Annotated in this window: 11 protein-coding genes; 4 read left to right on the forward strand and 7 right to left on the reverse strand. The window is 61.0% G+C overall.

Translation table 11 applies throughout. The annotated features are described in order from the left end of the window. Both VGL22_RS08755 and VGL22_RS08760 read right to left on the reverse strand, forming a co-directional pair. Positions 1-468 (reverse strand): FAD-dependent oxidoreductase (locus tag VGL22_RS08755; protein WP_465266525.1); only part of this gene is annotated, 468 nt, incomplete at its 3' end. A gap of 157 nt (positions 469-625) precedes the next feature. Continuing rightward, positions 626-1,372: an acyloxyacyl hydrolase gene (locus VGL22_RS08760; protein ID WP_465266526.1), complete on the reverse strand. Its 747-nt coding sequence runs from the start codon at positions 1,370-1,372 to the stop codon at positions 626-628. A 106-nt stretch (positions 1,373-1,478) separates the two neighbouring features. On the opposite strand from VGL22_RS08760, the gene VGL22_RS08765 reads away from it, so the two are divergent. The 4 genes from VGL22_RS08765 to VGL22_RS08780 all read left to right on the forward strand — a co-directional run bounded on the left by VGL22_RS08765 (position 1,479) and on the right by VGL22_RS08780 (position 5,367). Next, positions 1,479-2,855 (forward strand): dipeptidase, encoded by a 1,377-nt coding sequence (locus VGL22_RS08765; RefSeq protein WP_465266527.1) that lies wholly within the window; start codon positions 1,479-1,481, stop codon positions 2,853-2,855. A gap of 71 nt (positions 2,856-2,926) precedes the next feature. After that, the gene (gene mobA / locus VGL22_RS08770) at positions 2,927-3,547 is read left to right on the forward strand and encodes a molybdenum cofactor guanylyltransferase (RefSeq protein WP_465266528.1); all 621 of its coding nucleotides are present in this window, start codon (positions 2,927-2,929) and stop codon (positions 3,545-3,547) included. 14 nt (positions 3,548-3,561) lie between these two features. Continuing rightward, positions 3,562-4,371, forward strand: a complete 810-nt coding sequence (locus VGL22_RS08775; RefSeq protein WP_465266529.1) for an ABC transporter ATP-binding protein — start codon at positions 3,562-3,564, stop codon at positions 4,369-4,371. Between the two features lie 387 nt (positions 4,372-4,758). After that, the gene (locus VGL22_RS08780) at positions 4,759-5,367 is read left to right on the forward strand and encodes a sugar transferase (protein WP_465266530.1); all 609 of its coding nucleotides are present in this window, start codon (positions 4,759-4,761) and stop codon (positions 5,365-5,367) included. Positions 5,368-5,623: 256 nt separating this feature from the next. Here VGL22_RS08780 and VGL22_RS08785 read toward each other — a convergent pair whose 3' ends face one another. From VGL22_RS08785 to VGL22_RS08805, 5 genes are read right to left on the reverse strand one after another with little or no spacing between them, the layout of a single operon-like run. After that, positions 5,624-6,619: an aldo/keto reductase gene (locus VGL22_RS08785; RefSeq protein ID WP_465266531.1), complete on the reverse strand. Its 996-nt coding sequence runs from the start codon at positions 6,617-6,619 to the stop codon at positions 5,624-5,626. Positions 6,620-6,659: 40 nt separating this feature from the next. Continuing rightward, positions 6,660-7,130, reverse strand: coding sequence for a chemotaxis protein CheW (locus VGL22_RS08790; RefSeq protein ID WP_465266532.1), 471 nt, complete (start codon positions 7,128-7,130; stop codon positions 6,660-6,662). An 11-nt stretch (positions 7,131-7,141) separates the two neighbouring features. Next, on the reverse strand, positions 7,142-8,551 hold the full coding sequence (locus VGL22_RS08795) for a methyl-accepting chemotaxis protein (RefSeq protein ID WP_465266533.1): 1,410 nt from the start codon (positions 8,549-8,551) through the stop codon (positions 7,142-7,144). Between the two features lie 12 nt (positions 8,552-8,563). Further along, entirely contained in the window at positions 8,564-9,322 is a 759-nt protein-coding gene (locus tag VGL22_RS08800; protein WP_465266534.1) for an oxygen-binding di-iron domain-containing protein, read from the reverse strand. After that, positions 9,300-9,464, reverse strand: a complete 165-nt coding sequence (locus tag VGL22_RS08805) for a hypothetical protein (protein WP_465266535.1) — start codon at positions 9,462-9,464, stop codon at positions 9,300-9,302. Before VGL22_RS08805 ends, VGL22_RS08800 begins: the two co-directional genes overlap by 23 nt. Between the last annotated feature and the right edge of the window lie 210 nt (positions 9,465-9,674).

The raw sequence follows: 9,674 nt of genomic DNA on the forward strand, positions 1-9,674 counted from the left end.
GAACGCCACCTTGTCGACGCCGGGCATGCTGGGGATGAGCGGTCGGGCGCCGACATTGAGGAAGATCTGCGGTGCTTCGAGCAGGTCATTTCCGACTCGGAGAGTGCGGGACGATTCGAATGCGGCGTGACCCTGAATGACCGTGCAGTTCTCCGTCCCGCGTAACCAGCTTTCAACCCCGGAGCGGGAGTGCTGGACGACGGCATCCTTGCGGGCCTGTACCGCGCGGAGGTCCACGCGAATCTCACCTGCATTGAAGCCGAAGTCGCGGCCGCGCCGCGCGAGGTGAGCGGCGTGGGCATTCGCCACCATGGTCTTGGTAGGCGTGCAGCCAGTGTTGACGCAGGTTCCGCCGAAGAGATGGCGCTCAATGAGGGCGACTTTCTGTCCGGCGTTGGCGAGCCGGACGGCGAGCGACGGGCCGGCCTGGCCTGCGCCGACGACGATGGCATCGAAGGATTGATTCATGAGTGGCCTCGCGGGGGATGGGGTGAGCGGAGCCTGCGGGTTCACGAGCATCGTAAACGATGGGAGGACGGTTGGGATTGTGCTGAAACTGGATTGGGATCCCGCCCCGGCAGAGCTTGAACGGGGCACCCCTGCGCGATATGGCGGGTTATCGCCTTCAGCGGCCGAAGACGTAGGCGACCTGGAAAAGGCCGTTATCGATGCCGGGGTTGACGAACGAGGTGTCGTGATTGGAAATGTGGTGATAGCGACACTCGACGCGCACGGACTGGCGAGGGGTGCGGAAGTACTCAAATCCCATGCCGGCATCGACAGTGAAGTTGAACGACCCGGCGTTCACGGTGGGGATGGTGCGGGTCGCAAACATGGTGCCGCCGTGGGACTCGATCAAGAGCTGGACTTTGTGGCGGGGAAGAAAGTTGAACTGGAGCCCGGCGGGGGCGATGGACTCGCCCATGGTCCAGCGGCGGCCGTGGCAGGTAAAGGTGTCGACCCCGGAGTAGGTGACGTCGTTGATGGTGTAGTTGTATTCATTCACGAACGGGCTGCATTGGATCATGGGCGAAAGCCCGTCGATGACAAAGGTGCCCTGGGTGGGTGAGGTCTGCACGTTGGCGCTGCGGGTGAGGGGATCGCTTTCGAGAGCGACGGGGAGCAGTTCGGCATCGTACTGGAAATTGACGATGCGGCCGGCGATGAGTCTGCGGCTGTAGCTCACGCCAATGCTGAGCAGCTTCCGCTGCTCGGATTGGCCGAAGAGGATATGGCTCGAATCGTTCGAGTAAGCGAACAGGATGCCGAAGGAGTTCCCTCGGACGTAGGCAGAGGGTTCCGGCTGGGCCGGGGCAAGGGGCGTCAGGGCAGCGAGAACCAGGCAAAAAACAGCAGGCCGGAATAGGCTCATGAACGATGTCATCGACAGGAGAGCGTCGTTCCTTTCTCAGGGGGTGAAGCGCCTATACTTTGATGTTGGTTCACATTTTAGTTCGTTGGACGAAAGGGTCCCCGGAATGTCGTCACCTGCGGTCGCGTTTGCGCGTGAGAACCACGCGCGGTTTCTGGATGAATTGAAGGACCTGTTGCGGATTCCGTCGATTTCGACACTGCCCGAGCATGCCGGGGATTGCCGCACGGCCGCCGAGACGCTGGCGGCGGAGTTCCGGCGCATCGGGATGGAGAACGTAAGGCTGATTGAAACGGTGCACGAAGGCGGTCACCCGATGGTGTACGCGGACTGGCTGCATGCGGCGGGCAAGCCCACGGTGCTGGTCTATGGGCACTACGATGTGCAGCCGGTGGACCCGGTGGATGAGTGGCTGTCGCCGCCTTTTGAGCCGACGGAGCGCAATGGCAACGTGTATGCGCGCGGCGCTGTGGACGACAAGGGCCAGGTGTGGATGCAGGTAAAGGCTCTTGAAAGCCTGCTGGCCACCGGTGGGCTTCCGCTGAATGTTCGGGTGCTGCTGGAAGGCGAAGAGGAAGTTGGCGGCGAAGGCATCGCCGCGTATGTGGCCTCAAAGCCGGCGGACCTCAAGGCCGATTTCGCCCTGGTCAGCGATACCGAGATGTTTGCGCCTGACTTGCCGACCTTATGCGTGGGACTGCGCGGCATGATCTACACCGAGCTTGAGGTGAAGGGCGCCAAGACCGATCTGCACTCGGGCATGTACGGCGGGGCGGCCCCCAATCCCTTCATGGCGCTGGCGCACATTCTGGCTAAGCTCAAGGACGAGAACGGGCACATTCTGATCCCGGAGTTCTATGGCGATGTGCATGCGCCGAGCCAGCAAGAGCTGGACGCGTGGAAGAGCCTGCCGTTCGACGAGGAGCACTATCGCGAGAGCGAGGTGGGCTCGAAGACGCTGGTGGGCGAGGAAGGCTACACCGTGCTGGAACGCACGTGGGCGCGGCCAACGCTGGAGGTGCACGGCATGCCGGGCGGATTCACCGGCGCGGGTGCGAAGACGGTGATTCCGGCCAGGGCGCTGGCAAAGGTGTCCATGCGGCTGGTGCCGAACATGACGCCCGCCAAGGCGTTCGAGCAGTACAAGGCGTACGTGGAGAAGATTGCTCCGGCGGGTGTGGATGTGTCGGTGCGGCTGATTCACCAGGGCGATCCGTGCCTGATTCCGGTGGACAATCAGTACATTCAGGCCGCTGTGCGTGCCATGCACGACGTGTGGGGCAAGGACACGGTGTTCATCCGCTCGGGCGGGTCCATTCCGATTGTGGGGGATTTCGACCGGCATCTGGGGCTGCCCAGCGTGATGCTGGGCTTCGGGCTGCCGGATGACAATCTGCATGCTCCGAATGAGAAGTTCAATCTGAAGAATTTCCGCCTGGGCATTGAATCGCTTGTCCGATTTTTGGAGGAAGCGGGCGCTTGAGCATTTGAGCACCTGCCGTGCTGCTGACTCCGGGTTCGCCGCCTCCTGTGTCTTCCCGTGAGAGGTTGGGTTTGGGCGAGAGAGTGTCGGTGGAGGGGTTTGTGCTGGCCGGCGGGCGGTCGAGCCGCATGGGCCGGGACAAGGCGCTCGTCGAATTGGCAGGAAAGCCCCTGATTGCGCGGGCGCTGGAGACTCTGCGCAGCGCCGGGATAGCGGCGCGGCTTGCCGGTGCGCGAGGGGACTTGAGCGCGTTTGCGCCAGTGGTTCCCGACGAGGCAGAAGATGCAGGGCCGCTGAGTGGCGTGTGCTCGGCGCTGCGAGCGGCAGGGTCGGAGTGGGTTGTGTTTCTGCCTGTCGATCTGCCCCTGCTTCCTGCTTCGCTGCTTCAGTTCCTGATCGAACATGCGCAGGTGACGGACGCGGCGGTTACGGTCGCCTCCCTGAATGGTTTCGCGCAGACCTTTCCGGCGGTGGTGCGGCGGGAAACCCTGGCTGCGCTATCGGCGGAACTGGCATCCGGGCGGTCGGGGGTGTTCGCGGCGTTCTCCCGGGCTGGCATGCGCGTTGTTGCGGTGGAGATGGTCGCGCAAGCCGGCGGCGTGCGCGAGTGGCCGCCATATCGCTGGTTCTGGAATGTGAATACGCCGGCAGAGCTGGAGAAGGTCGAGTCGGTGTTGAAGCGACTCGGGTAAGCTGAACTTGGGGCATGGCTGATCTGACTGCTAATTCGGGGAATGGGACAGGAGCGCCGCAACCCGGCACGCCTGAGCCCACCATTGTCTTTGACAATGTGTCGATCGCGTTCAGCGGGCGGCCAGTGCTGGAGAATGTCACTTACCACGTGGGCAAGGGCCAGACGCTGTGCATCCTGGGGCGCAGCGGCGTGGGCAAGTCAGTGTCCCTCCGCATCCTGATGGGATTCCTCAAGCCGGATTCGGGCTCGGTGCGCGTGGAAGGGCAGGAGATTACCGCGCTGGGCGAAACGGAGATGAATGAGATCCGGCGGCGCGTGACGATGGTGTTTCAGAACGGAGCCCTGTTTGACTCGCTGACCGTCCGCGAGAACGTCGCGTTTCCGCTGCGCGAGCGCGGAGGCCTCGAGGAAGACCAGATTCAGCAGGTGGTCGACAGGCTGCTGGACTTGGTGGGCGCAGCGGATGTGGACGCCTTGCTGCCGGCAAGCCTTTCCACCGGCCGTCGCCGCGCCGTGGCCATTGCCCGCGCGCTGGCTGCGCAGCCGGAGGTGGTTCTCTACGACGAGCCGACCACCATGGTGGATCCCCTGATCGCAAAGCGACTGGGGAGCATCATTCAGCGGCTCAAAAGCCAGCTGGGCTACACCAGCATCGTGGTCACGCATGACATGCGGTTCGCGGAGAGGCTCGCAGACCTGGTGCTGTTTCTGCACGGGGGCAAGGTGCACTTCTTTGGGCCGCTCAAAGCTTTTATGGAGTCGGAGGACGAGGACATCCAGCAGTTTTTGCGTTTGGACGCCTACGAGGTTCCTTTAAATTGAAGCGTTTAGCTCGAGAAGCGAAGAACCGCACCAAATTTAACTTGCATGTTCGGGCTGGTCAGGCGATGCTGTAAGGGCGTTCAGCAGCAAAATATTCTCTGCACTCTTCAATTACAACCTCTGATATTGCTGCGAGAGTGCAGCTTGAAACATTCATTTAGAAACTGATTCTTCTGCCTTCGTCTTCGGGGGAACTTCCGGGTCTGAATTTCTGGAACTGGCCGGATCCGGCATAAACAAATCTCGCAGTTTGAAGCAGAGCACGGGCCATCGTGATGCACTTTGCACCTCATGATGTATTCCGGCACGCGGCGTCGTCTTTGCAGACGTTCCCTCAGGAGAAGACCCTGAGCGCCGGCGCTACCCGGTGGAAGTGAGATGGACACAATGGATACATCGAATTCCTGGGAAAAAGTTCTCCCATCGCTGGATATTGCAGACCGGGCAGCGCCGGGGCGCGAGGCCGGCGACCCGGCTGCACTCGCCAAGCGCACGCTGGACATTACGATTGCGCTGAGCGGGGCGGTGCTGCTGGCCCCGCTGGCGGCTGCGATGGCCATTGCGATGAAGGTGGAATCGCGCGGGCCGGTGCTGTTTGTGTCGCGGCGGCTGGGCAGGGATGGGCACGTGTTTCGGTGCGTGAAGTTTCGCACCATGACGGCGGACGGGCAGGTCACCAGGCTCGGCGGCCTTCTGCGCCGCTTTGGGCTGGATGAGCTTCCGCAGCTTGTCAACGTGCTACGCGGCGAAATGAGCCTGGTGGGACCGCGGCCGGTGATGGCAGCCGACTCGCCGGAAAGCGAAGTCCCGCGGCTTCGGCGCTTCGAGGTCAATCCCGGGATGACGGGACTGTGGGCGCTGCATCAAGCGCACTGGTCCGAGCTCCACTCCTATATCTCTCCCGACGAGAGCTATCGCAAAAACTGGAGCGTCTGGCTTGACGTGGTGATCCTGATGCGCTGCCTGGGCGCGGCGCTGGCCGGAAGAGGGCATTAGACCGGCAACCTAAGAAAGAGGCGGCCGCCTCTCTTGCCTGCGCGCTTAATCTCCAGGGGTTTGTTGACTTGGCGGCGCGGCGGCGGTTGCGCTCAAAGACGTGTCATCTTTTTTGCTGACACCTCCGCCTGAAAGCATAACGGGCGCAGGCCGGACGGTCCGCAGGAAGCAGCCTTCAACCTTCAGCTCAGCCGGCCACAACACGGGACTGCGAACCTAAGGCTGAAAGCCTGACCACCTGACCACCCGGTCTCCCCTACAGGTTCGTCATCTTCTCAATGTGTTCGGGATAACGCGCACCTTCAATCTTGACCTCCGCCGCGGCGTTCTCAATCTGCTCGAGATCCTGCTTCGACAGGTCAACTTCCACTGCGCCGATGTTTTCTTCCAGGCGGTGCAGCTTGGTTGTGCCGGGAATCGGAACGATCCAGGGCTTCTGCGCCAGCAGCCACGCGAGTGCGATCTGCGCTGGGGTTGCGTTCTTCTGTTTCGCTATTTTGCCCAGCAGGTCAACGAGCCTCTGGTTCGCCTTGCGTGCCTCGGGAGTGAACCGCGGCAGCGTGTTGCGGAAGTCGGTCTTGTCGAACGATGTGCTCTCGTCGATCTTTCCCGTGAGAAAGCCCTTGCCTAGAGGACTGTATGGCACCATTCCAATGCCCAGTTCTTCAAGCATCGGAATCAACTCCTCCTCCGGCCGCCGGAACCACAGCGAATACTCATTCTGCACCGCGGTCACCGGCTGCACGGCGTGCGCGCGGCGAACCGTCGCGGCTGCGGCTTCCGACATGCCGAAGTGCTTCACCTTGCCTTCTGCAATGAGTTCCTTCACCGTGCCCGCCACATCTTCAATGGGAACGTTGGGGTCCACTCGATGCTGATAGAACAGGTCGATGGCGTCCACGCGCAGCCGCTTCAGCGAGTTCTCCGCAACCAGCCGTATGCGCTCAGGCCGGCTGTTGAGCCCCTGCCAACCGGGGCTGCCGTCGGGGTTCAGGTTAAAGCCAAACTTCGTGGCGATCACCACCTTGCCCTTGTAGGGCGCGAGCGCCTCGCCCACCAGATCTTCGTTGGTGAAAGGCCCGTACACCTCGGCCGTATCGAAGAACGTGATACCGCGATCCACCGCCGCATGCAGAACTTTGATCATCTCGTTGCGATCCGGCGGCGGCCCGTAGCTGAAGCTCATACCCATGCACCCCAGTCCGAGTGCGGAAACTTCAAGATTGCCCTTGCCCAATGCGCGCTTTTGCATCTTCCTGACTCCGCCGATTTTGAAACGCGACGGCAAAACTTCACGCATCCAGAATCAGCGCCAGGCGCGCATTCTCTTCCTTTTCATCTAGCCGCGCCAGACTCGTTACGAGCGTGCCGGCCGCCGACTTCTCGGCAGACACCACGCGATCCCATTCCAGCCGGACAATCTCTTCTACCTCTTCCACCGCAAAGCCGTGAACAGAGCGCTCATATTCTGTGACCAGCAGAATGTTGTGCGCGGTCGGCCTGCATCCCACCACCGAAGAAAGATCGATTACAGGGATGATCTGACCCCGAATGTTCGAAACGCCCAGCACGTGCTTTGGCGATCCCGGCATCGGCGTGATAGACGGCATAATGAGAGCTTCGCGCACTTTGAACACGTTGATACCGAAGATCTCGCGCGTTCTGGAGTTCTGATCCTCTCCCAGGCGGAAGATCAGCAACTCGAACTTATTCGTCCCGGCAAGTTTCGACCGCTCTTCAACCTCACGCAGTACGTCACTCATGGCGCGGCTCCTTAACTCGTCTTCTCAGTGAGAACGGCACTCAACGCGTCCAGCTTGCCCAGGAATTCCTGTTCAAGCCGCGAAAGCTCGCCAGCCTGGCGCATTGCTTCCTCGCGGTCAGAGGCTTCAAGAGCGGAGTTCATGGCGCGGGCGGTAGAGTAGATGGCTGCATGCGGAGCCTCCATCTCCAGGAAAGCGGGAAGCTGACCCAGAGATTCGCGTCCGACGCCCTCATACCAGCGAGCAAAGCCGGATTGGCGTGGATCGGGAACCGCGGCCGCAGCCGAATTGGCGGTGCGGCTGCCAAGGCCGGCAAGCCTATTCCGGATAAAAATCCGAGTCTCGTTTCTTGCCGCGTCGATATTCATTACGGCCACCAGATTGTGCAGCGACTGGACGCGTTCGCTCAATGAGGAGGTGACCGATTCCGCGCCATGGGCGGTCTGTTCGGCCGAGTGGCTGGTCCTTTCAATGTTCCTCGCCGAGCCATCGATGTCGCTGATGTTGCTCTGCACCTCCTCGGTCGCCTTCTGTACCCGCTTGGATAGATTGCGCACCTCATCGGCGACCACCGCGAACCCGCGGCCGTGCTCGCCGGCACGCGCTGCCTCGATGGCCGCGTTCAATGCCAGAAGATTGGTCTGGTAAGCAATCTCGCGGATTGTCTGGGCGATTCGCCCGATGGCCCCCACTTGCGAAATGAGATCCTGCGAGCTCTTGCGGCTCTCGGCCACCGATTGAGCCAGCCCGCTCAACGTGCCCCCCACACCCTTCATGGCTCGGTCTGTCTCGCCCGCCACGCCCATCAGCGATTCGGCATTTGCGGACGCAGCCTTGCTCATGCTCCCGATCACCTGCTCTGCCAGCTTCGCGTCGCTGATGTTGCGCCACGAAGCGTGAAAGGCAATCACCTTGCCCTCTCGGTTCAACACCGGCGTAAAACTCAGAGCAAAGGTCACTCCGCCCAGCGTAAGTTCTGTGGAGTGCTCCGCGGCGGGGTCGGCCATCAGAGTTCTAAAGACGTTGCGGATGCGCTCCGGATCGCGATGAAACTGATGAATCGACCGGCTTAGCGCGTGACGCACATCCGCGCCCCTGAGCTGCGGATTCAGTCTGCGGTGATTCATATTCATTGTCTCGACGGCGCTGCGATTCATGTAGAAGATGGGGTTCTCCATCTTTTCGTCGGCTTCGCACAGCATTTCAAGACTGGCCAGAGGTTCCAGCAGCGCGCGTGCGTGATCAAGCAGATTTTGCCGCTCCGCTGCAGCTCGCCGCTCATGGGCAGGCGCAGTCTTCGAGGCCGAAGTAGCCGGTTCGGGCGGCCGCTGCGCGGTGCCGCGGGGCTTGATTTTAGGTTTCGCCTTGGCGGCGTTTCTCTTAGCGGGTCGACTGGGATTCACTGTGATCGCGCTGGCCATGATCGAGCTCCTTTAGCGAGAAATTGCGGATCCGACGGTGAGGCCGTCAAACCAGTTCAGAAAGCGTTCCACGTTTTCGCCGGCGTAGATCGCGCCGTGCTGCGGGCAAAGATAGTCAATCTGCAACTGCCGTACCCGATTGATCCAATCCTTCTTTGCGGAATTCGAGGGCATCCAGCGTTGATGAAAATACTTGGCATGCTGAATGTGCTCCTCAAACGCCCGAGCCGAATCGCTCCCCCGCCGACTACCGACCCAGATTCCGTGACCCGCCGGAAGAAGAGCCGCTCCCACATCGCCGCAGAACAGCACCTTCGCTTCAGGGTCGTAAACATGGAGATTGGCCGAAGCATGCAGATAGTGCGCTGGAATAATCTCCAGCTTGCGGCCGCCGACCATCATCGTTCCTCCCTCATCGGGAATTCCCGTCATCACGGCATCCAACGCGCCGTAGTGCCGAATGAACCCTTCCCACAGGCTGGGAACATACCATTGCAGCTTGTCGTTGCATGCGTTCCATAGCGGCAGACTGGAGGCGATATCTGGATCCTGATGCGAGGCAAATGCCTTCACCACTGAAGTTGGCGGCACCACGTCGGCCACTGCCGCCAGAACCTGGGGAAAGATCTCAAATCCTCCCGGATCGAGAACCGCTGCCTCTCCGTTCGACTCCACGATGTAAACATTCGAGTCAATGACACGGCGCTCATCCTGGTCATAGAGCACCCACCAGCGGTGATTGCCTGCTTCAAAAACCGGCGTTGCTCTCATGCAGCACCTCCTCTAATTCGCCGCGGTAATCCCAGATAGCGTCTCTCACCTTGCTTACGGCCAGGCCCATCTCGTGCGACACGCGCATCAGCGGCGCGCCGCCGGTATCTGAGAGTGCCGCTTCGATCCTGCCATTTGTCACCACGTACTCCTGCTCGGCGATTCCCTCCTGGAGACGTGTGATCGTCTCTACAACCTTCTGCAGAATCCTCGCTGAGCTGCATCCTTTGATTTAGTCCAGCGGGAGTGAGAGTTCTCCGATAAATTGGGTCGATGAGGCCCTGACGAGGAGGACTTCAGATGCGTAAGAGCCGTTACAGCGAAGAGCAGATTGTGGGGATTCTGAAGGAGT

The organism is Occallatibacter sp. (assembly GCF_036502485.1).
Taxonomy (GTDB): Bacteria; Acidobacteriota; Terriglobia; order Terriglobales; family Acidobacteriaceae; genus Telmatobacter.

What these genes read in the sequence shown, in the direction of transcription:
- VGL22_RS08760 (WP_465266526.1), bottom strand. Translation starts at nt 1,372, where the DNA reads ATGAGCCTATTCCGGCCTGCTGTTTTTTGCCTGGTTCTCGCTGCCCTG.
- VGL22_RS08765 (WP_465266527.1), top strand. Translation starts at nt 1,479, where the DNA reads ATGTCGTCACCTGCGGTCGCGTTTGCGCGTGAGAACCACGCGCGGTTT.
- VGL22_RS08775 (WP_465266529.1), top strand. Translation starts at nt 3,562, where the DNA reads ATGGCTGATCTGACTGCTAATTCGGGGAATGGGACAGGAGCGCCGCAA.
- VGL22_RS08780 (WP_465266530.1), top strand. Translation starts at nt 4,759, where the DNA reads ATGGATACATCGAATTCCTGGGAAAAAGTTCTCCCATCGCTGGATATT.
- VGL22_RS08785 (WP_465266531.1), bottom strand. Translation starts at nt 6,619, where the DNA reads ATGCAAAAGCGCGCATTGGGCAAGGGCAATCTTGAAGTTTCCGCACTC.
- VGL22_RS08790 (WP_465266532.1), bottom strand. Translation starts at nt 7,130, where the DNA reads ATGAGTGACGTACTGCGTGAGGTTGAAGAGCGGTCGAAACTTGCCGGG.
- VGL22_RS08795 (WP_465266533.1), bottom strand. Translation starts at nt 8,551, where the DNA reads ATGGCCAGCGCGATCACAGTGAATCCCAGTCGACCCGCTAAGAGAAAC.
- VGL22_RS08800 (WP_465266534.1), bottom strand. Translation starts at nt 9,322, where the DNA reads ATGAGAGCAACGCCGGTTTTTGAAGCAGGCAATCACCGCTGGTGGGTG.